The sequence below is a fragment of the Gemella sp. zg-1178 genome (genome assembly GCF_018790995.1).
Lineage (GTDB): Bacteria > Bacillota > Bacilli > Staphylococcales > Gemellaceae > Gemelliphila.
The window spans coordinates 63,072-84,266 of record NZ_JAHKEI010000001.1; the positions used below are offsets into that span (position 1 = coordinate 63,072).

The window sequence follows — 21,195 nt, forward strand, 5'->3', positions numbered from 1 at the left end:
ATCATAGATGTACTCTATGTAACTTGTAAAAAATATATTTATTTCAAGGAGAAAATTAAAAAATGGCAAAAGAAAAATTTGACCGTAGTAAAACTCATGCTAATATCGGTACAATTGGTCACGTTGACCACGGAAAAACTACTTTAACTGCTGCAATAGCTACAGTTTTAGCAAAACGTTCTGGTAAAGGAGAGGCTAAATCATACGATGCTATCGATAACGCTCCAGAAGAAAGAGAACGTGGTATTACAATTAATACTTCTCACATCGAGTACGAAACAGAATCTCGTCACTATGCACACGTTGACTGTCCAGGACACGCTGACTATGTTAAAAACATGATTACTGGTGCTGCTCAAATGGACGGAGCAATCTTAGTTATTGCTGCTACTGATGGACCAATGGCTCAAACTCGTGAACACATCTTATTATCTCGTAATGTTGGAGTGCCTAAAATTGTTGTATTCTTAAACAAATGTGACATGGTAGATGACGAAGAATTATTAGAATTAGTAGAAATGGAAGTTCGTGAATTACTTTCTGAATACGGATTTGACGGAGATGATGTACCAGTAATTCATGGTTCAGCTCTTAAAGCTCTTGAAGGTGAAGAAGCTTGGGAAGATAAAGTAGTTGAATTAATGAACGTTGTTGACGAATATATCCCAACTCCAGAACGTGACAATGCTAAACCATTCATGATGCCAGTAGAAGATGTATTCTCAATCACTGGACGTGGAACAGTTGCTACTGGACGTGTTGAACGTGGACAAGTTAAAGTTGGAGATGTAGTAGAAATCGTTGGATTAACTGAAGAACCATCTTCAACAACTGTAACAGGAGTTGAAATGTTCCGTAAATTATTAGATTATGCTGAAGCAGGAGATAACATCGGTGCATTATTACGTGGTGTTGCTCGTGAAGATATCGAACGTGGACAAGTTTTAGCAGCTCCTAAAACAATTACTCCACATACTCAATTCGTAGCTGATGTATATGTATTATCAAAAGAAGAAGGTGGACGTCACACTCCATTCTTCACAAACTATCGCCCTCAATTCTATTTCCGTACAACTGACGTAACAGGTGTTGTTACTTTACCAGAAGGTACAGAAATGGTAATGCCTGGTGATAATGTAGCAATCAACGTAGAACTTATTTCTCCAATAGCTATCGAAACAGGAACTCGTTTCTCAATTCGTGAAGGTGGACGTACAGTAGGGTCAGGTGTTGTTACTGAAATTACTAAATAATTAAAATATTTACAAAAGGACTAGTAATATAGTCCTTTTGTTTTGTATTTAATAATAAATTTCTTATTGAAAAATTTTTAATTTAATATATAATTGTTATTAGATTAAATTTAAAGGAGAATTTTAATGACTAACAACGGAAGATTAAAACCTATCTTAGATGTAAATGAAAAACCAAAGTTAGCCTTATGGATAACATTGAGTTTACAACATTTATTTGCTATGTTTGGAGCTACTGTTTTAGTACCAATTTTAACTGGTCTACCCGCTAGTGTGGCATTGGCAACATCAGGTATAGGAACATTAACTTATATTATTATTACGAGAGGTAAGATACCTGCTTATTTGGGGTCTTCATTTGCATTTATTACACCTATTATAGTTTTATCTACTTCTCACAATATTCAAACGGCAATGCTCGGAGCATTTTTAGCCAGTTTAGTTTACGGTTTTGTGGCTTTACTTATTGCTAAATTTGGGGTTAATTGGTTGCTAAAATTATTACCACCAGTTGTTGTAGGACCTATAATAGTGGTAATAGGTCTTGGTTTATCACCAACCGCAGTAGATATGGCTATGAATAAAACTGTAAATGGCGTAAAAGAATATAGTTTAGAAAATTTTTTAGTAGCCTTAGCTACTTTAGCTGTAACAATAATTTGTTGTGTTGCATTTAAAGGTTTTGCAAAACAAATACCAGTTCTGCTTGGTATAGTCTTTGGATATATAATAGCATGCATAGCTGGAATTGTAGATTTCACACCAGTAATAGAAGCTGCCTGGTTTAAAGTTCCAGAATTTATAATACCATTTGTAACTTACAAACCTGAATGGAATGTTGCCGCCTTGGCTATGGTTCCTATTGCAATAGTTACAATTAATGAACATATAGGACACCAAATGGTTTTATCAGAAGTGGTAGGTAAAAATTTTATTAAAGACCCTGGCTTACACAGGTCAATACTAGCAGACGGGACTGCAATGATGTTTGCATCACTTTTAGGTGGTCCACCAAGTACAACTTATGGTGAAAATATCGGAGTTTTAGCTATAACAAGAATATTCTCTGTTTTTGTTTTGGCGGGTGCTGCAGTTTTTGCCCTAGCTTTAAGTTTTATCGGTAAATTTTCTGCTTTAATATCAACTATACCTAATCCTGTAATGGGAGGTGTATCAATATTATTATTTGGAATTATTGCTTCTAGTGGATTAAGAATGCTAGTAGATGAAAAAGTTGATTTAAGCATTAATAGAAATTTAGTAATTTCATCAGTAATAATAGTATTAGGTGTTGGTGGAGCTATGTTGAAATTTGAAAGCATTAATTTTGAATTGCCAGCCATGGCTCTAGCAGCTATATCAGGAGTTTTATTAAATGCCTTTTTACCAAAAGAAGTTAAGTAGATAGTATGGAAGAAAATTTATTAAATTTTGCGAATATAATATTTTCTATAATTTTTATATTTATTACCAGTTATTTACTTTACAAAAATAATAATGGAATATATAAATATTTCTTTGTAATTTTTTTTCACTATTGATGATACATCTTAGTTAAAATAATTATTTTATAAAATTGTGGACTTGTATTTCTATATTAAGTTCTGCATTTATAATGTATGAAATTAAAAAACTTTTAGATTTTAATAAAAAAGAAGAGTTATAATATTAACTCTTCTTTTATTTTTTATATTATAAATAAATTTATAGTAAAAGAAAGAAAGCTGTGATAAAATTATTTTATAGTCTTGCTATGAGGTGATTATATGAAAATTGCTATAACAGGAAGTATTGCTTGCGGGAAAAGTACAGTTACTAAATATTTACTAAAAAAAAAATATTCAGTAATTGACGCTGATAAAATTGGACATGATATACTTTTAGATTTTAAAGTAAAAGAAGAAATAAGAAATATTTTTTCAGAGAAAGTTTTTGACGGAAAAGAAATTAATAGAAAAAAACTTGGAGAAATAGTTTTTAATAGTAAAGAAAAACTTGCTTTATTAAACAAGATAAGCCATCCTAGAATAAGGGAAATAATTATTGAAAAATTATCAAAAGAAAATGGTCTAGTATTTTTAGATATGGCACTTCTTTTTGAAGCTAATTTTTTTGATTTGGTTGATAAAATTATAGTTGTTCATTTAGATTATGATAAGCAACTAGAAAGACTTATGACTAGAAATTCTTTAACAAGAAAAGAGGCTGAAAAAAGAATTTCCAGTCAGTTATCTTCTGACCATAAAAAGAATTTAGCAGATTTTGTAATAGATAATAATGGGACTATTAAAGAAACTGAAGAGCAAGTTGATTATATTTTGAAAATTATTGAAGGAGAAGTAGATGACATTAAAAATTAATAATTTATCTGGTGGTTACAATAGAAAAAAAGTTATAGAAGATATAAATTTTGAAGTTCTGTCAGGAAGTATAACAGCCCTAATAGGATTAAATGGTGCAGGGAAAAGCACCACTATAAAACATATACTGGGATTATTAAAAGCTACTGAAGGTAGTATTTTTATAGATAATCTTAGCTTAGAAAAAAATTTGGAAACTTATAGACAAAGTATATCTTATGTGCCAGAAAGCCCTGTTCTTTATGATGAATTAACTTTGGAAGAACATATAAATGTTACGGCTATGGCTTATGGTTTGGATATGGATACTTCTTGGCAAAGAGCAGATAAATTACTTAATTTGTTTAAGTTAGAAGATAAGAAAAAATTTTTCCCTATATATTTTTCAAAGGGTATGAAGCAAAAAGTTATGCTTATATGTGCTTTTTTAATAGAGCCTAACTTATATATTATTGATGAACCATTTTTAGGTTTAGACCCAATAGCCATAAATAGTTTAATAAAACTTATTTGTGATGAAAAAGAAAAAGGGAAAAGTATTTTGATGTCTACGCACATTCTTGCTACTGCAGAAAAATATTGTGATAATTTCGTTATTATTCATGAAGGGAAGATATTAGCATCTGGAGATTTAGAAAAGCTGAGAAATAAATTTAATATGCCTGCTGCTTCCTTAGATGAAATATATTTATCAATAACAACTAAGGAGTAAGTATGGGTAATATAAAAGAAATTTTAAGATTAAGAATAAAAAAAGAAAACGAAAAAAGAGCTAGTTACAGGAAGTATATTTTTAATTCTCATCTGGTTATGTTTTTACTAATATTAATAGGGGCTATAATGTTTAATTATTCAAATTGGCTAAATAAGGCGAGTAATTTTGAACTATATTCAGTTTTATTTTCCTTGCAATTTTTAATGGCATATTTGCTTACTACTTTAAAAGTAAAAACATATATAAGAGAAGCAGATTCAATATTTATCTTACCTCAAGAGATTAATTATAAAAAAATTATTAATAAATTAATTTCTGGAACAATTATAACTAAGTTATTTATTAGTATATTTTTTATAAGTATAAGTTATCCTATAATAAATAAGCTAGAATTTTCTATTTTTAGCCTCTTATCATATTTTTTATCTATTTTTATAACAATAATATTTTTTACTATCTACAAATATTATAAAGTTTTTTATGATAATTTTGATATAAAAGATATGGTTATTATGTTTTTTATTTATATTTTTATAGTTATTAATTTTTTAATACTACCTAAAGTGAATTTTATTTTTATTTTAGCAATTTTAATTTTTTATAACTATAAAAAAAATATGAGTAATAACATTAATTGGTACGGGGCAGCAGAATATGATAAGATAAGAAATGAAAATTATTTAAAATTTATAAATATGTTTGTAGATGTTCCTATAAATACTACAAAAGTTTCCAGAAGAAAATATTTAGATATATTACTACCTAAACTTAGCAATAATAACTTTTCAAGGGAAAATACTTATAGATATTATTATATAAGAGCTTTTTTAAGACAAGAAAATACAGTATTTTTAATAATAAGACTGCTTGCTCTTGCTATTATTTTTGTAATTAGTTTTAAAAATGTTTATGTCAGTGCTGTAATAATTATTTTATTTAATTATTTAGCTGTAATTCAGTTGATACCTAGCTATAAAAGATTAAATGAACTTATTTGGTCTTATATTTTACCTGTTGATGAGGGGATAAAATATAAGAGTTTTAAGGAACTTATATACAAATATTTATTAATTTCAAGTTGCATTTTATTGTTTATAGCCCTAGTAATTAATTTTAATTTTTTAAATTTAGTTATACTCTTTATTGCAACTATAATGGCAAGTTTAATAAATACTTATTTTTTAAGTAAATCGGTATAGGTGGTGATAATTTGAAAAATATAGCAATTATAGGTGGTGGAATATCTGGCGTAACCACAGCCTATTTTTTAGACAGATTGGCAAGTTCAAAATCTAAGAAAATAAATATTGATATTATAGAAAAAAATTCTGAATTTGCCAAAGACAAGCTAAATAAATTTCAATATGGTCAAGAAATTTATGATAGCGGCTGGCATAATTCTATAAATAATAACAGCGTATTATTTCAGTTTATGCTTGAATTAGGGCTTTATAGATACTTAATTAAAAGTAAAAATACAAGCAAAGTAATTTATACAAAAAGCGGTTTAAAAAATATACCTAAAAAAATGCTATTTGGCTACCCCTTAGATAGAAATGAATTATTGGCTAGTGATTTATTATCTTTTAAGGATAAAATTTCAATTTTATTTGGTCTATATAATAAATTTAACTTTAGAAATTTAAGTATTATTAGTGTAAAAGATTTTTTTATAAATAATACTAATAGTAAATTTTACAATAAAATAGTAGAACCAATACTGACAAGTCATTATGGCAGTGATATTTCTAACCAAAGTTTATCGCTTGTTATTACCCAATTAGCTTTTGCGACGATAAAAAATTCTGATATTAAAAATGTTATTGAAAATATGTATAGCAATAATGTAGTTGATAATATTACATCTGGTTATGAATATATCTTAAAATTTACCCTGCGTTCATTTTTAGAAAATATAGAGTCTAATCTTGGTAATAAAGTTTTTACAGAATTTAATAATGAAGTTACTAATATTGAAAAAGAAGATGGAAAATATGCCCTAACAATAGGTAATAAAAAAAGATATTATGATTATGTAATTATAAGTGTAAAACATACAGAATTTTTAGAATGGTTTAAGGAAGATAGAAAACTTATAAATTATTATAAAGACTTAAAATTTATTTCTAATATTGTTATAACAATAATATGCAAAAAAGATAGTTTAATGATAAATCCAGAAATAGGGGAAATTATTTTTGATAAACAAGTCGATTCATTTATTACCAATGTAGAATATGTTAGTAACAAATGGGTGGAAATTAAATCAAAAAACATACATATGCTTAGGGTCTATGTAAAAAGACAGTCTAAAGTAAATGAACTTATAAATAAATCTGATAAAGAAATAGAAAATATTATAAGTAATGAATTAAAATCAATACACAAAAATTTTACTTTTGAAAAAATGTATATAAATAAAATAGAAAATAACTATATGTATGCTGACATAAAATATAGTAAATATATTCACGAAATAGGTGAATACCTTGCTAGAGCCTATGATAGAATTTATTTTATAGGAAATTCTAAAAAGGCAATTAATTTAGAAAATACAATTTTAGAAGCAAGAGAAACAGCAAAAAATTTAATTGAATTAATATAGAAGGAGAAATAATATGAATTTTAAATACAATACAACAGGTGGAGTTGTAGTAACAGAATTTTATAAGGGAGATAAACAAAATACAGACTTATTTGAATATGCAGTAGAAAAAGGCGTTTTTCAGATGAATATGGTTCTTTATATAGTCATTTACCATTTAATGATGTAAAAGAAGTATTTTTAGGTTTGGGTGATGAAGAATTACTTAGTGAGGACTTGTACAGAGAAATTTATTTTAAATTAGCTAAAAAATTAATAGCTGAAAAAGAATATGAATTTACTTTGTTCTTATCTGCTAATGTAGAATATATAAAAGCAGCTCTTGAAGGTCTTTATCATGCAACTTATAGTTTTGATAAATATAAAACTGATAGAAAAAAATTACCAGAATTAACTATTAATGTAAATAGTAATATTGCTGAAGTAGAATTTTTTGAAATATTAGCAGAAGTAAAAGATATTATGCAGTCTATCTTTTTAAGTAGAGATTTAGTAAATGAAAGAGCAGAATATTTATATCCTGAAACTTTGGCAAATATTGCTAAAGAAAAACTTTCTAAAGTTGGTGTAGAAGTTAGTATCTATGATGAAAAAGAATGTGAAGAAATGGGCTTAACTGCATTTTTATCTGTTGGACGTGCTTCTGAAAGAAAACCAAGATTTATTGTTATGAAATATCTGAACAATCCTGAATCAGAAGAAATTTATGCCTTTGTAGGAAAAGGTGTAACTTATGATACAGGAGGTTATTCACTTAAACCATCAGCCAGCATGGAAACTATGAATTGTGATATGGGTGGAGCAGGAACAGTAATAGGAGCCATTCACTTAATAGCAAGTAGAAAAGTAAAAACTAATGTTATTGCAGTAGTAGCAGCTTGTGAAAATATGGTAAGTGGAAGTTCATATAAACCTGGAGATGTGATTTATTCTCTATCAGGTAAAACTATTGAAGTAGAAAATACTGATGCAGAAGGAAGAATTACACTTGCTGATTCTATCTACTATACAACTAATAAATTAAAAGTAACTAAAGTTATAGATATTGCGACTTTAACAGGAGCGTGTGTGGTTGCACTTGGAGAAATTTTTACAGGCTCTATAACAAATAATCAAGAATTTTTCGATAAATTTAAGCTAGCAGCTGACAAGGCTGGAGAAAGAGTATGGCAAATGCCAGTAGATGATAGTTACAGAAGATTAAATAAATCTAAGGTTGCTGATGTGAAAAATACTGGTGGAAGATACGGAGGAATGATTACAGCAGGTTTATTTATAGAAAATTTTGTTTATAATAATATTCCTTGGATACATCTTGATATAGCTGGAACGACTTATTTATCAAAACCAGAAAAATATATGGTAGCTGGTGCAACTGGTATTCACGTTAAAACTCTTTATAATTTAGTAAAATAATATAATTTTAAAGATAAAATTAAAAAGAAGTTAGTATGTATTGCTAGCTTCTTTTTATAATATATAAAAATTTTTTATGATTTGTAGAGGAAAGATGAATATTTTTAATATTCTATTTATTTGACAATAATATTCTATTTATAATAAAATTAAAAATTATTGTTTAGATAGGAGAATATTTGATGACAATTAATAATGATTTTAAAGATATAGTTTTCGGAAGAAAATCTATAAAAATATATGATGAAAATGTAAAAATATCAAATGAAGAAATTTTGAAAATGATTGATGAAGCGGCAACTGCTCCTTCTTCTTTTAACTTCCAACCATGGCGTTTTGTTGTGGTAAATACTCCAGAGGGTAAAGAAAAATTAAAACCTATGGTAAATTTTAATTTGCGTCAAAACGAAACTTCAGCAGCCATGCTAGTTATATTTGGCGATAAAAAATGCCAAAATTATGGCGAAGAAATTTATCAAGAAGCAGTAGACAAGGGATATATGTCTCAAGATGTAAAAGATAAAATATTACCAGGTTTTGTAGAACTTTACGATAAACTTTCTGATGAACTGATGACTAATGTTGTAAAAGTAGATGCAAGTTTATTTGCCATGCAATTTATGTTGATTGCTAGAGCTTATGGTTATGATACTAATGCCATAGGAGGATTTAATCACTCAGAAATAGCAGAAACATTAAATATGGATAAGGAAAGATATGTTCCTGTTATGATAATTTCTATCGGTAAAGCAGCCGCAGAAGCTAGAGAAACAGTAAGACTAGCTGCAGAAAAAATCACAAAATTTATTTAAAAATAAAAACTATAAAAAAACTAAAATCCTTAAATATAAATATAAAAAATAAGTAAAAAACTAATGAAAAAATTATTTTCATTAGTTTTTATTGCTTAAAATATTATTTTGTCAATTTGCTTAATTTCTTTTTTTAAATTATATTATATTTGTAATAAAAAAATATAATTTAAGGAGAAAATATTATGTTAAATCAAGTTATGTTAATAGGAAGATTAGTTAAAAAACCAGAATTAAGAGAAAGCGAATCAGGTCTTAGTTATCTTAAATCTACAATAGCAGTTCAATCTCAATACAGAAGTAAAGATGGTGAATATGAAGTAGAATTTTTAGAGTTTACAGCCTTTGGTAAAGTAGCTAAAAATACTGCAACTTATTGTGATAAGGGAAGTATGATAAATATTATCGGTTCTTTAACTAATAATGTGTATAAGGACAAAAAAGGGATAAATCACTATCAAATTTCAATTATTGCAAACAAGGTAAATTTTTTAAGTAAGGGTAATAAAAAAGAAGAAATAAAAGATACAGAAGATATTTTTACTTTGGGTCAATAAGTTAATCGACTTGGCTATCTTGGTCAAGTCGATTTTAATATTTGTAAATAGAGAAAATATATTTTTTATGTTAAAATATACTAGTTATTCTGAAAATAAATTATGAGGTAAAATTTTGAAAAATAGTATTTATGTAAAAGGAATAGAAGTGTATGCTTATCATGGAGTTTTTAAAGAAGAAAATACTTTGGGGCAAAAATTTATTTTTGATATTGTCTGTGATTTAGATTATAAAAAAGCTATGATAGATGATTTATTAGAATACAGTGTCAGTTATGCTGATATAGTGAACACTCTTACTAGTGTTGCAGTTTCTAATAGGTATAATTTATTAGAAAAATTATCCTATGAAATAATAAAAAAAATATTTTTAGATTATGCTTTAATAAATAATATAAAATTGACTGTAAATAAACCTAATGCACCCATAGACAAAAAATTTAATTCTTGTGGGGCATATATTGAAATGAGTAGAGAAGAATTTGAGGTCTTATAATGATTATCTTGGGAATAGGGAGTAGTATAGAACCTAAAGAATTTTATTTAAAAAAAGCACTTGAAGAATTAGGTAATCATAATAATATAAAAATCAAGGCAGTTAGTAAAATTTATAAAACATCAGCTTGGGGTGGTGTTGCTAAAAATACATTTTTAAATAATTGTGTAGAAATTGATTTTACTGCTAGCCCTGATGAATTACTTGAGATAATAAAAGAAATTGAAAGTAAATTAGGAAGAGTTAGAAAGGAATATTTGGGAGATAGAACAATAGATATAGATATATTATTATTTAATGATATTAAACTAAGTAATGATGTCTTGAAAATACCTCATCCTTTTATAAAAAAAAGAAATTTTGTTTTATTGCCAATGTTAGATATTTGTGGTGATATATTAATTGAAAATAAAAAAATATCTTATTGGTTAGAGCAAATAAAAGATAATATAGAAATATATAGATGAAAGAGGATATAAAATGTTTAAGATAAGAGATATAGTAATTCCTAATAAGGTTGTTTTGGCACCAATGGCTGGAGTTTGTAATTCTGCGTTTAGGTTGACGGCTAAGGAGTTTGGAGCAGGTTTAGTATGTGCAGAAATGGTTAGTGATAAGGCTATATTATTTAATAATCGGAAAACAATGAATATGCTATATATTGACCCGAGAGAAAAACCTCTGAGTTTGCAAATATTTGGTGGAGAAGCAGAAACTCTTGTAGATGCTGCAAAATATGTTGACAAAAATACTCAAGCAGATATTATAGACATAAATATGGGTTGTCCAGTACCAAAAATAACAAAAAGTGATTCGGGTAGCAAGTTATTACTAGACCCTAATAAAATTTATGATGTTGTGTCAAGAGTGGTAGAGGCAGTAGAAAAACCAGTTACCGTTAAAATGAGAATAGGTTGGGACGATGACCACATATATTTATTAGAAAATGCTTTGAAATGTCAAGATGCTGGAGCTTCAGCAATAGCTATTCACGGTAGAACAAAAGTACAAATGTATAGTGGTTTTGCAGATTGGGACTATGTAAAATTAGCTAAGAAAGAATTAAAAATTCCAGTTATAGGTAATGGAGATATTATCACACCTGAAATGGCTAAACAAAGACTAGAAGAAACAGGTTGTGATGCAGTTATGATAGGAAGGGCAGCACTAGGAAATCCTTGGATGTTATACCGTACTGTAAAATATTTAGAAACTGGAGAATTGACACCTGAACCATCAGCCGAAGAAAAAATAGATGTTTGCTTATTACATTTGAGAAGACTTATGGAAATTAAACCTGAAAAAGTTGCAGTTCATGAAATGAGAAAACACGCAGCCTATTATATGAAGGGAATAAAAGGAGGAGCTAAAATCAAATCCCGTCTTAATGAACTGAATACTTATGAAGAAATGGAAAATTTATTCAAAGAATATTTAGACCATGTTAATTCAGAAGTAAATAGAAAAAAGACTATAATAATTTAAAAAATATAATAATCGGTTACAATGCTTGTAAAATAATGATTTAATCTGAAAAATATAGCAAAAAATATTAGTTTATGGTAAAATAAATAATAGATAAAAAATATTATTTAAGAGGAAACTTAATATGATAAAAAGAAAAGTAAAAGTAATTGCAACTTTGGGTCAAAGTACAGACGAAAAATTAGAAAATATTTTAAAAAATAAATTAGCGGATGCAGTTTTAATAGATAATTATTATGGCTCAAGAGAAGAAAATTCTGCTAGAATAAAAAAAGTTAAGGAACTTAGTAAAGAAAATAATATAGCGATAATTTATGATTTAGACCACATATATGCTGAAAATAAATATAAATTAATTAAAATAGATTTGGATAATGTATATTATGCTATTAATGAAGATGTAGATTTTGTGGCTACTCCTTTTATCAGTGATATTGATGAAATAATAAATATCCGAAATATTTTTAAACAAAGAAATTCTAATATAGGTCTTATTGTAAAAATAGATTCAAAAAATGCTTATGAAAATATTGATGATATTTTAGAAAATTGCGATGCAATAATGATTAATCGTGATGAGTTGGGAATGGATTTACCACTACAAGACTTGCCAATAATTCAAAAAGAAATAATAAGAAAAGCAAATTTTGCAGGCAAGGAAGTTATTTTAACAACACAGATGTTACAGTCTATGGTATATAATCCTAGACCGACTAGGGCAGAAGTTTCCGATGTTGCTAATGCAACCATAGATGGAGTAGATGCAATATTATTAATTGAAGAAACTGCTACTGGCTATTATCCAGAAAAATCTTTAGAAACTTTAAATAGAATAGTGTGCCATATAGATAAAAGCTATGGAAATGAAAAAGAAAGTGAACTATACAAAATAGCAGATATGGAATTATCTCACGCTATGTGCCTTACTTCAAAATATTTAATCGAACAAACAAATACAAGAAATATAGTAACATATACAAAATCGGGTAAAACTGCAAGATTTATAGCTAAGTATAGACCTAAAGCTACAATATTAGCCATAGTTCCTGATAATAAATCTGCTAAAAAATTATCATTAACTTGGGGAGTTTATACTGATATTGAAGATAAAAAATTAACGATGGAAGAAATGATAGAAAAAGCACCTGTTTTCTCTAAAAATAATAATCTTTCTAGTGAGGGAGATTATGTATTAGTAACACTAGGAGGAGATTCAAAACAAGGTAATTTTTCTCCTACTGACTTTTTAACAATAAAAGAAGTAAAATAAATATGGTTCAATAAAAAAACACTAGCCATGAGCTGAACTGACACCTAGCATTTTAGTTTTTCGATAAAATAATGTCTATCTGAATGATTAGGATGCTCTTTGTGATAGTCGTTTTATGACTTACAATCATATTAATTAGTTTATTTACCATTTCAACGGTTAATTCTGAAACTTGTGCATATTTTGAAATTTTTGCCATAAACTTGGATATATTCAAACTATTTTCTCATTGTTTGGAGTTAAGTCAGAAATTAAGATTTGAGGTCTCCTGTAACCATGAGTTAAGCCGATAAATCTAGACAAGGTGTTCCATAGTATGTCGTGTGATAGGTGAATCTACAAAGTCTCATTTTACGGAATTAAAAGAATTTTCTTCGTCAACATGATTCAAAAACTGATTGGAATGATTTTTTACTCAAAAAGTAATTTGCGTATATGTCCTTTTGACGCTATTTCTATATGATATAATAAAAGAGAGGTATAAACTATGTTAGATTTAGAAATTAAAAAAATTGATATTAAAAATTTCGGTTGCTACAAAAACTATAAACAGCATGATCGATCAGGTATAGGAAATGATTTTAAAGCTGAAAGAGTAAATATTTTTTTTGGAAGAAACTATTCTGGAAAAACTACCTATTCGAAAATTTTTCAAAGCATTGAACTCAAGCAACTTCCAGAAAAGTACGAAGACATAGATTTTGAAATCAAATTAGCTAATCATACAGTTATCAAATCAAATGAAATAAAAACTCACACATTACCTATAACCTGCAAAGTTTTTAATCAGCGATTTATTGATGACAATATTTATCTTCATAATGATAATAAATTAAATAGTTTCCAAATTTCTATAGGTAGAGATACTAATAAAACATTAAAGGAAATTGAATATATAACATTAAATGAGATTAAACCTAGAGAAGATAAATTATCAGAGATTGTGTTGGATATAGAAAAAAAATCAAAGGAACTTAAGAGTGAGGAAGAAAGTTTAAATTCGAAATTAAGTAAGACTGCTTCAAAAATAAAAAATCAAAAAAATCCATCAGTTGTAATTGCTAAAAGATACGATATACGGAATATAAAGGAGGAGTTCGAAAAACATTCATCTCGTTTTCCTATTTTTCCATCGCCAGAAGATACAGCAGCTGTTATTGAGCTAGAGAAGAAAATTGAACAAGCAAAAACAAGAATTCTTGAAGAAAATATAAGTAAACCGAAAAAGATAGATTTAGTTAATTTTGATGCAACTTTTAATTTCACATTATTTTTAGAAAATACGAAGAAACTATTATCTAAAGTTGTCTCCGTAAGTAATATTTTAGATGAATATAAAAATAATCCAGATAAAATAAATTGGATTAAAGATGGTGTAGATATTCATGGGGAAAATCCAGAAAAATGTGTTTTTTGCGGTAATAGTATTGATAGTGGTTTTATTGAAAAACTAAAGTTGGCTTTTTCTGATGAGTTAAGCTCTTTAGAAAATGAATTATCACTGCAAAACGGTAGGGTAAACTCAGAAATCCTAAGGTTGGATTCCCTAAGGTTGGATTCTTTTCCATATATTAATAAGGATGATTATTTTAAGGATTCCACATCCAGTATTCAAAATATAAACAAAGATATTAGAAATATTATTAAAAATAGAAAAGAAATTCTGAAAACACTTGAATCAAAAATTTCGGAAAAACAACGGAATATTTTTTCAAAAATTGAAATTGATAATTTAAAATGGAATGAATTTTCTGAAATTCAAGTTGATATCGATTCGTTATACGATAGCACTATTAAACAGATAGAGACTTTTGAGAAGAGAAAAATAGAAAGCATAGATTTTCTTCGCAGATATTATATTGCAAAAGAATTTTCCATATCTGAATTTACCAGACTATCTCAAAAAATTATCCAACTTCAAGAAGATATAAAAACAAAAACTGATGAACAGGAAAGCTTAAAGAGAGAGAAAGAAGGATTCGAGAATGATATTTTAGAACGTGAAAGTAGTTTAAAATCAGAATCTGAAGCAGTAAGACGCATCAATATGATACTTCAAAATTCATTAGCACATTCAGAAATTTCTTTAAAATCTGTTGATGATGAGGAGGGTGTATACTTCGAAGTTTCTCGTAATGAAGAAAGAGCGTATAATTTAAGCGAAGGTGAAAAATCGTTAATTGCTTTTGCTTACTATATCGCAAGGCTAGAAAGTTTGTCGGATGAAGAAAAATCGAAAACTATATTATTTATAGATGATCCGATTTCTAGTCTGGATGAAAATAATATTTTCTATATATACAATCTTATCTTTAGACTTCTTGAGAAAAAAGAATTTTTACAGTATTTTCTCTCTACTCATAATTTGGATTTTTTGAAATATACTAATAGATTTTCTGCTAAAAAAGACTATTATCTAATAGAAAAAATAAAAGAAGCTGAGACCGCACCGTCAAGAAGTTTCATCAAAAAATTGCCTAAACATTTATCTAATAAAGTAACAGAATTCGTATTTCTCTTCGAACAGATTTATAAAGTTGCGATGGAGAATGAGGATGAAGGCAATTATGGAGTTTTTTATAATTTCCCTAATAACGCTAGGAAATTCATTGAAATTCTCTTATATTTTAAATTCCCTAATTATAAAATGGAAAATGATAAGAAAATTCTTAAATATTTCGGAAAAGAAAATTCTCCTTTTATACAGCGCATAAATAATGAATATTCTCATGGGGAAGATAGGTTTGATAGAACTCGTAATCCAATTAATACAAGTGAATTTAAACATGATGCTAGAATAATATTAGGTGTTTTATACCGAAAAGACAAAATACAATTCAAATCATTTCTCAAAAATAGTGATTTGACTGAACCGGGTTTTCTTGAAAAATATAAAAAAAAATTAAAATAAGGATACTCTATTTAAGAGAGATCCTTATTTTTATAATGCTGAGTCTAAGACTGTCATTAACTAGTGTTTTTATTTATAAAATTCATATTAAAAATATTAAATTTAATTTTTATTCATAAGGGAATAATTCTGGATGTGGTCCTACTCTTAAACCAGCATCTAAGGAATTTAATTTCATTAAATCATCTTCACCAATTTTAAAATTAGTACTTTCTATATTTTCTATGATATGTTTAGGATTTGATGATTTTGGTATTGGGTGATATCCTCGATCTAGGTGCCAATTCAAGATTACTTGAGTTGGAGTAACATTATGTTTTTTTGCTATATCAAGAATAATTTTGTTATCATAATACTGACCACGAGCAGTTGGAGACCAAGCCTGCAATTTAATATTTTCATTTTTTAGATATCTTGCCAATTCATTTTGAGCAAGCATGGGATGAGCTTCCACTTGATTTAGATAGGGTTTAATATTGCAGTGATTTTTTAAGGCTTCTAAGTGTCTAATTTCAAAATTAGCAACCCCAATTTCTTTTACCAACCTATCTTCTTTTAATTTTTCTAATGCCTTATAGCCAGTAATAAAATTATCTGGGTGAGGCCAATGTATTAAAAGCAAATCAATTTTTTCTCTTAAATTATTATAACTTTTTTCAAATGAACGCATTACTCCGTCATAAGTTAAATCGCTCGGCCATACTTTTGTAGTAATAAAAAAATCATTTTTATTAAAATTTTCAGTAGCCTTACCAATAATTTCTTCATTGCCGTAAAATGAAGCCGTATCAATTATTTTATAACCATTTTTTAAGGCGAATTGAATAACTTCAATTCCTTTTTCTTCATCTGTAATTTTATATGTTCCAAAGCCTATTTGTCCTAAATTCATGTATTTCTCCTAGTAAATAATTTTTCTTGGTTTTTTTAATTTATTAAATTTATCTTCAGCTATAGTTTTGTATATTTCTTCTCCACGTTTTTCATAGAGCAACCATGCCCAAGTATACCAAAGTAAATCTTCAAATTTTAAGAAAATATCTAATTTTTCAAAATCACAAATTTCATCTCCAAAGTAAGATTGTAAAAATGTTACAGTTTCTTGATAGTTTAAATCATTTTCAGATATGAAACTAGCAATATCAAAATAATAATCATTTTGTCCAGCATATTCAAAGTCAATCAAATATATTTTGCTTTTAGTAAAAAGAAAATTGCCTTCTACCAAGTCGTTATGACACAACCTATCTGGTGTATATAATTCTTTAAATTCTTCTACTAGGGGCAGGTATTTTTCTATATCAATTTCAAAATTTTCTACCTGATACAAATATTTTTCAAATGTTTCTACTGGATTGAATTTATTATTTGCCTGAAATTTATTTTTGTGTAAACTTTTTAAAATTTTTGAAATTTCTACTATGCTAGACAAATTTTTATTAGATATAAATGTTTTAGCATTTTTTTGAAATTGTGTTATTAACAAATTACTATCATAGTATACAGGTTCTAAAAAGTAGTCTTCATTTTTTAAAATATCAAGAGCTTCTTTTTCATTTTCCTTATTATTTATAAAAAGAGTATCCTTTGGAATACGACAAAAATAAGAATTTTCATTTGTTTCTACAATATAATTTTTATTTGTTATTCCATAGCTGGTTTCTATGGTGTTGATAATTTTATCGTTTAAAATATTTTCAATCTTTTTTTCGATTTTCATATAAATCACCTACCTTAAATTAATTATATAATACAATTTTAATATTGTAAATGTAAAAGGTTACAGAAAATGTAATTATTATAATTTTAAATAATAGAACAATTTTTAAATAATAGAACAATATATTAATAACAAGGATATAAGCAGGCAATAAATTGAAAAAATATGTGAAATATGATACAATTTATGAGTAAAATTTGTATATATTTATACATTCTTATTATGTATTTAGTTTTATATTCAAAATTAATTGCATATCTATTATTTATATTTTAAATATCTTTTAAGGAGAATATATGAAAAAAGTTTTTATAGATGGCGAGTATATAACATTGACACAATTTCTTAAGATAGAAGATTTTATAAATTCCGGAGGGGAAGCAAAGTTCTTTCTAGCAAACGAGCAAGTTTTCCTAAATAATGAATTAGAAAATCGCAGAGGAAAGAAATTATATAGTGGTGATGTTGTTAAAATTAATGATAAAGAGTTTTTAATAGAATAAAAATATGAAAATTAAAAATTTAAGTTTATTATATTTTAGAAATTATTCTAGTTTATATTTGGATTTTCATCCTTCGCTTAATATTTTAGTTGGAGATAATTCAAATGGAAAAACAAATATAATAGAATCTATTTTTTTTATGTCCTTAGGTAAAAGTTTTAGAACTAAAAGAGATTTTGAATGCATAAAATTTGGAGAAGAAGCCGCCTGCATTTCTTGTGTCATAGAAAAAGAAGGTCAAGAAAAAGATATGATGCTTGCCATGAATAATAAGGGCAAGAATGCCAAAATTTCTGGTATAAGAAAAAATAAACTCACAGATTTTGTAGGAGAACTCAATACAGTTTTATTTTATCCAGATGATTTACAACTTGTAAAAGGAGCTCCTTCTATAAGAAGAGATTTTATTGATAGGGAATTTTACCAATTTTCAAAAATTTATTATAAGTATTCTATTATGTACAAACATCTGCTAAAACAGAGAAATACCTTTTTAAAAGACATGAGAAAAAATAGAAATGATGAAATGTCTAAAATTTATTTAGAATCATTGACCTTACAACTATCTAAATTAGCCTTGTATATTACTACTGAAAGGTATAAATTTGTAGAAAATATAGCTATACTAGCAAGAAATAACATGAATATAATAACAGACGGATTAGAAAATCTTAATATAATTTACAAGTCATCTATATTAGAAAATTTAGGTTTAGAATACAAGGATATTTTTAATATAGATGAAAAAATATTATGTGAAAGTATTATGAAAAAGGTAGATGAAGATATAAATAATGGCAATACAAAAGTAGGTATTCATCACGATGATTTGCTATTTACAATAAATGACCTTGATGCTAAACAATATGCTTCTCAAGGGCAACAAAGAAGTATTGTATTATCTTTAAAACTTGCTGAAATAAATTTCTTAAAAAATCAAACAGGAAATTACCCTATATTACTATTAGATGATGTTTTAAGTGAACTTGATAAAAAAAGGCAAAAAAAATTATTAGAAAGTATAGACAGCAAAATACAAACATTTATAACAACTCCATCAATAAATGATATAAAAGAAGATTTGTTAGATAATGCAAAAATATTTTATATAAAAGATGGTAAAATAGAGAATAATTAGTATTTAGAGAGGAATAATAATGACAGAAAATATAAAAAATCAAGAATACAATGCAGACCAAATTCAAGTTTTAGAAGGCTTAGAAGCCGTTAGGGTAAGACCGGGTATGTATGTAGGTTCTACTTCCTCAAGAGGTTTACATCATCTTGTATGGGAAATAGTTGATAACTCTATTGACGAGGCCTTAGCTGGATATTGCGACCATATTACTGTTGCTATCGAAAAAGATAATTGGATAAGAGTAGAAGATAATGGACGGGGGATACCGGTTGACATTCAAGAACAAACAGGCAAACCAGCCCTAGAAGTAATTTTAACAGTCTTGCACGCTGGAGGTAAATTTGGTGGAGGAGGATACAAGGTATCTGGTGGTCTTCACGGAGTAGGGGCTAGTGTGGTTAATGCTTTGTCAACTCACTTAGAAGCCTATGTTCATAAAAACGGTAAGATTCATGCCATGAAATTTGAAAGAGGAGATGTTGTTCAAGATATAAGCGTAATAGGTGATACTGATAAAACAGGAACAACTATAAGATTTAAGGCTGACGCTGAAATTTTTCAAGAAACAACAGTGTATGAATATGATATATTAAGAGGTCGTATTCGTGAATTAGCATTTTTAAATAAGGGTATAACTATAAATTTAATAGACGAAAGATTAGAAGAAGAAAGAAAAGAAACTTTTTACTATGAGGGAGGTATTCTTGAATATGTAGAAATGCTTAATGAAAATAAAGATGCCTTACATGAAGCTATCTATGTACATTCTTCATTAGAAGGAAAAGAATTAGAAATATCTATGCAATACAATTCAGGCTACTCAAGCACAGTATTAAGTTATGCAAATAATATAAATACTCATGAGGGAGGAACTCATGAATCTGGATTTAAAACTGCCTTGACAAGAATAATTAATTCTTACGGTAAAAAAAATAATTTAATAAAAGACAAGGAAGCACTAACTGGAGATGACGTACGTGAAGGTTTAGTTGCCATAATATCAGTTAAACATCCTAATCCTCAATTTGAAGGACAAACTAAAACAAAACTTGGTAACTCAGAAATGAGTACAATAACTAATAGATTATTTTCAGAAGAATTTGACAGATTTTTATTAGAAAATCCTAAAATTGCAAAAATAATAATTGAAAAAGGATTACAGGCTTCACATGCTAGAATAGCAGCTAAAAAAGCTCGAGAATCTACCAGACGTAAAAATGCTTTAGAATTTACTAATTTACCTGGTAAACTTGCTGATTGTTCTAGCAAAGACGCTAGTGAATGTGAATTATTCTTAGTAGAAGGGGATTCGGCAGGAGGTAGTGCAAAATTAGGAAGAGATAGTAAATTCCAAGCTATTCTACCATTGCGAGGAAAAATTCTAAATGTAGAAAAAGTAAGAATTGATAAGGTTCTAGCTTCTGATGAAATCAGGTCATTAATAACAGCTGCTGGGATGGGTATAGGCGAAGGCATGAATGTAGATAAATTACGTTATCACAAAATTGTAATAATGACCGACGCTGATGTAGACGGAAGTCATATCAGAACACTTTTACTAACTTTCTTCTTTAGATACATGAAAGATTTAATTGACGCAGGACATATATACATAGCAAGACCACCATTATTCGGATTAAAAGTTGGTAAAAAAGTTTATTATTCATTCAATGATGAAGAATTGCAACGTGATATAGCAGAATATGCTGGAGATAAAAAATATTCTGTTCAACGTTATAAAGGACTTGGAGAGATGAATGCTTCAGAACTTTGGGGAACAACAATGGATCCAGAAAGTAGACGTATGTACAAAGTAAGTATTGATGATGCTATGCTAGCTGATGCTGCATTTGATACTCTTATGGGTGAAAAAGTTGAACCTAGACGTAAATTTATTGAAGATAACGCCCTAAATGTTGTTAATTTAGATATTTAGTAGGTATGAAAGGATAAA

21 protein-coding genes are annotated in these 21,195 nt (G+C 27.5%); 18 read left to right on the forward strand and 3 right to left on the reverse strand.

All coding sequences use genetic code 11. The annotated features are described in order from the left end of the window. Positions 1 to 62 precede the first annotated feature (62 nt). The 14 genes from tuf (at position 63) to KMP12_RS00375 (ending at position 12,969) form a co-directional block, all read left to right on the forward strand. On the forward strand, positions 63 to 1,253 hold the full coding sequence (gene tuf, locus KMP12_RS00310; RefSeq protein WP_215755747.1) for an elongation factor Tu: 1,191 nt from the start codon (positions 63 to 65) through the stop codon (positions 1,251 to 1,253). A gap of 126 nt (positions 1,254 to 1,379) precedes the next feature. Continuing rightward, positions 1,380 to 2,657 carry a solute carrier family 23 protein gene (locus KMP12_RS00315; protein ID WP_215755748.1) on the forward strand — a complete coding sequence of 426 codons (1,278 nt, stop codon included), beginning with the start codon at positions 1,380 to 1,382 and terminating at the stop codon, positions 2,655 to 2,657. 362 nt (positions 2,658 to 3,019) lie between these two features. Beyond that, a complete protein-coding gene (gene coaE, locus KMP12_RS00320; protein ID WP_215755749.1) occupies positions 3,020 to 3,613 on the forward strand; it encodes a dephospho-CoA kinase in 594 nt (197 codons plus the stop codon). Then, on the forward strand, positions 3,597 to 4,325 hold the full coding sequence (locus KMP12_RS00325) for an ABC transporter ATP-binding protein (protein ID WP_215755750.1): 729 nt from the start codon (positions 3,597 to 3,599) through the stop codon (positions 4,323 to 4,325). The genes coaE and KMP12_RS00325 overlap by 17 nt, the downstream gene beginning before the upstream one ends. Positions 4,326 to 4,327: 2 nt before the next feature. Then, positions 4,328 to 5,527: an ABC transporter permease gene (locus KMP12_RS00330; protein WP_215755751.1), complete on the forward strand. Its 1,200-nt coding sequence runs from the start codon at positions 4,328 to 4,330 to the stop codon at positions 5,525 to 5,527. Between the two features lie 11 nt (positions 5,528 to 5,538). Then, positions 5,539 to 6,933: an FAD-dependent oxidoreductase gene (locus tag KMP12_RS00335; RefSeq protein ID WP_215755752.1), complete on the forward strand. Its 1,395-nt coding sequence runs from the start codon at positions 5,539 to 5,541 to the stop codon at positions 6,931 to 6,933. A gap of 13 nt (positions 6,934 to 6,946) precedes the next feature. Next, positions 6,947 to 7,102 (forward strand): hypothetical protein, encoded by a 156-nt coding sequence (locus KMP12_RS00340; RefSeq protein WP_215755753.1) that lies wholly within the window; start codon positions 6,947 to 6,949, stop codon positions 7,100 to 7,102. Continuing rightward, on the forward strand, positions 7,030 to 8,349 hold the full coding sequence (locus tag KMP12_RS00345) for a leucyl aminopeptidase (protein WP_215755816.1): 1,320 nt from the start codon (positions 7,030 to 7,032) through the stop codon (positions 8,347 to 8,349). The genes KMP12_RS00340 and KMP12_RS00345 overlap by 73 nt, the downstream gene beginning before the upstream one ends. Before the next feature lie 182 nt (positions 8,350 to 8,531). Then, positions 8,532 to 9,161 (forward strand): nitroreductase family protein, encoded by a 630-nt coding sequence (locus tag KMP12_RS00350; RefSeq protein WP_215755754.1) that lies wholly within the window; start codon positions 8,532 to 8,534, stop codon positions 9,159 to 9,161. A 185-nt stretch (positions 9,162 to 9,346) separates the two neighbouring features. After that, positions 9,347 to 9,718 carry a single-stranded DNA-binding protein gene (locus KMP12_RS00355; RefSeq protein ID WP_215755755.1) on the forward strand — a complete coding sequence of 124 codons (372 nt, stop codon included), beginning with the start codon at positions 9,347 to 9,349 and terminating at the stop codon, positions 9,716 to 9,718. 115 nt (positions 9,719 to 9,833) lie between these two features. Continuing rightward, positions 9,834 to 10,214 (forward strand): dihydroneopterin aldolase, encoded by a 381-nt coding sequence (gene folB / locus KMP12_RS00360; RefSeq protein WP_215755756.1) that lies wholly within the window; start codon positions 9,834 to 9,836, stop codon positions 10,212 to 10,214. After that, positions 10,214 to 10,681, forward strand: a complete 468-nt coding sequence (gene folK, locus KMP12_RS00365; protein WP_215755757.1) for a 2-amino-4-hydroxy-6-hydroxymethyldihydropteridine diphosphokinase — start codon at positions 10,214 to 10,216, stop codon at positions 10,679 to 10,681. The genes folB and folK overlap by 1 nt, the downstream gene beginning before the upstream one ends. Positions 10,682 to 10,694: 13 nt before the next feature. Next, positions 10,695 to 11,699 carry a tRNA dihydrouridine synthase DusB gene (dusB, locus tag KMP12_RS00370; RefSeq protein ID WP_215755758.1) on the forward strand — a complete coding sequence of 335 codons (1,005 nt, stop codon included), beginning with the start codon at positions 10,695 to 10,697 and terminating at the stop codon, positions 11,697 to 11,699. A 124-nt stretch (positions 11,700 to 11,823) separates the two neighbouring features. Further along, positions 11,824 to 12,969 (forward strand): pyruvate kinase, encoded by a 1,146-nt coding sequence (locus KMP12_RS00375; protein WP_252344640.1) that lies wholly within the window; start codon positions 11,824 to 11,826, stop codon positions 12,967 to 12,969. A 52-nt stretch (positions 12,970 to 13,021) separates the two neighbouring features. Here KMP12_RS00375 and KMP12_RS00380 read toward each other — a convergent pair whose 3' ends face one another. Beyond that, positions 13,022 to 13,186, reverse strand: coding sequence for a DUF4368 domain-containing protein (locus tag KMP12_RS00380; protein WP_215755759.1), 165 nt, complete (start codon positions 13,184 to 13,186; stop codon positions 13,022 to 13,024). Between the two features lie 270 nt (positions 13,187 to 13,456). On the opposite strand from KMP12_RS00380, the gene KMP12_RS00385 reads away from it, so the two are divergent. Further along, complete coding sequence (locus KMP12_RS00385) at positions 13,457 to 15,880, forward strand: AAA family ATPase (protein ID WP_215755760.1); 2,424 nt, start codon at positions 13,457 to 13,459, stop codon at positions 15,878 to 15,880. A 109-nt stretch (positions 15,881 to 15,989) separates the two neighbouring features. Here KMP12_RS00385 and KMP12_RS00390 read toward each other — a convergent pair whose 3' ends face one another. Next, on the reverse strand, positions 15,990 to 16,772 hold the full coding sequence (locus tag KMP12_RS00390; protein ID WP_215755761.1) for an aldo/keto reductase: 783 nt from the start codon (positions 16,770 to 16,772) through the stop codon (positions 15,990 to 15,992). 9 nt (positions 16,773 to 16,781) lie between these two features. Beyond that, entirely contained in the window at positions 16,782 to 17,600 is an 819-nt protein-coding gene (locus KMP12_RS00395; protein ID WP_215755762.1) for a choline kinase family protein, read from the reverse strand. Positions 17,601 to 17,896: 296 nt separating this feature from the next. On the opposite strand from KMP12_RS00395, the gene yaaA reads away from it, so the two are divergent. From yaaA to gyrB, 3 genes are read left to right on the forward strand one after another with little or no spacing between them, the layout of a single operon-like run. Then, a complete protein-coding gene (yaaA, locus tag KMP12_RS00400; protein WP_215755763.1) occupies positions 17,897 to 18,103 on the forward strand; it encodes a S4 domain-containing protein YaaA in 207 nt (68 codons plus the stop codon). A gap of 4 nt (positions 18,104 to 18,107) precedes the next feature. Then, entirely contained in the window at positions 18,108 to 19,241 is a 1,134-nt protein-coding gene (gene recF, locus KMP12_RS00405; protein WP_215755764.1) for a DNA replication/repair protein RecF, read from the forward strand. Between the two features lie 19 nt (positions 19,242 to 19,260). Continuing rightward, positions 19,261 to 21,177 carry a DNA topoisomerase (ATP-hydrolyzing) subunit B gene (gene gyrB, locus KMP12_RS00410; protein WP_215755765.1) on the forward strand — a complete coding sequence of 639 codons (1,917 nt, stop codon included), beginning with the start codon at positions 19,261 to 19,263 and terminating at the stop codon, positions 21,175 to 21,177. Positions 21,178 to 21,195: the final 18 nt, after the last annotated feature.

Coding starts and splice junctions, on each gene's coding strand:
- tuf (WP_215755747.1), top strand. CDS start 63: ATGGCAAAAGAAAAATTTGACCGTAGTAAAACTCATGCTAATATCGGT.
- KMP12_RS00315 (WP_215755748.1), top strand. CDS start 1,380: ATGACTAACAACGGAAGATTAAAACCTATCTTAGATGTAAATGAAAAA.
- coaE (WP_215755749.1), top strand. CDS start 3,020: ATGAAAATTGCTATAACAGGAAGTATTGCTTGCGGGAAAAGTACAGTT.
- KMP12_RS00325 (WP_215755750.1), top strand. CDS start 3,597: ATGACATTAAAAATTAATAATTTATCTGGTGGTTACAATAGAAAAAAA.
- KMP12_RS00330 (WP_215755751.1), top strand. CDS start 4,328: ATGGGTAATATAAAAGAAATTTTAAGATTAAGAATAAAAAAAGAAAAC.
- KMP12_RS00340 (WP_215755753.1), top strand. CDS start 6,947: ATGAATTTTAAATACAATACAACAGGTGGAGTTGTAGTAACAGAATTT.
- KMP12_RS00350 (WP_215755754.1), top strand. CDS start 8,532: ATGACAATTAATAATGATTTTAAAGATATAGTTTTCGGAAGAAAATCT.
- KMP12_RS00355 (WP_215755755.1), top strand. CDS start 9,347: ATGTTAAATCAAGTTATGTTAATAGGAAGATTAGTTAAAAAACCAGAA.
- folK (WP_215755757.1), top strand. CDS start 10,214: ATGATTATCTTGGGAATAGGGAGTAGTATAGAACCTAAAGAATTTTAT.
- dusB (WP_215755758.1), top strand. CDS start 10,695: ATGTTTAAGATAAGAGATATAGTAATTCCTAATAAGGTTGTTTTGGCA.
- KMP12_RS00375 (WP_252344640.1), top strand. CDS start 11,824: ATGATAAAAAGAAAAGTAAAAGTAATTGCAACTTTGGGTCAAAGTACA.
- KMP12_RS00385 (WP_215755760.1), top strand. CDS start 13,457: ATGTTAGATTTAGAAATTAAAAAAATTGATATTAAAAATTTCGGTTGC.
- KMP12_RS00390 (WP_215755761.1), bottom strand. CDS start 16,772: ATGAATTTAGGACAAATAGGCTTTGGAACATATAAAATTACAGATGAA.
- KMP12_RS00395 (WP_215755762.1), bottom strand. CDS start 17,600: ATGAAAATCGAAAAAAAGATTGAAAATATTTTAAACGATAAAATTATC.
- yaaA (WP_215755763.1), top strand. CDS start 17,897: ATGAAAAAAGTTTTTATAGATGGCGAGTATATAACATTGACACAATTT.
- recF (WP_215755764.1), top strand. CDS start 18,108: ATGAAAATTAAAAATTTAAGTTTATTATATTTTAGAAATTATTCTAGT.
- gyrB (WP_215755765.1), top strand. CDS start 19,261: ATGACAGAAAATATAAAAAATCAAGAATACAATGCAGACCAAATTCAA.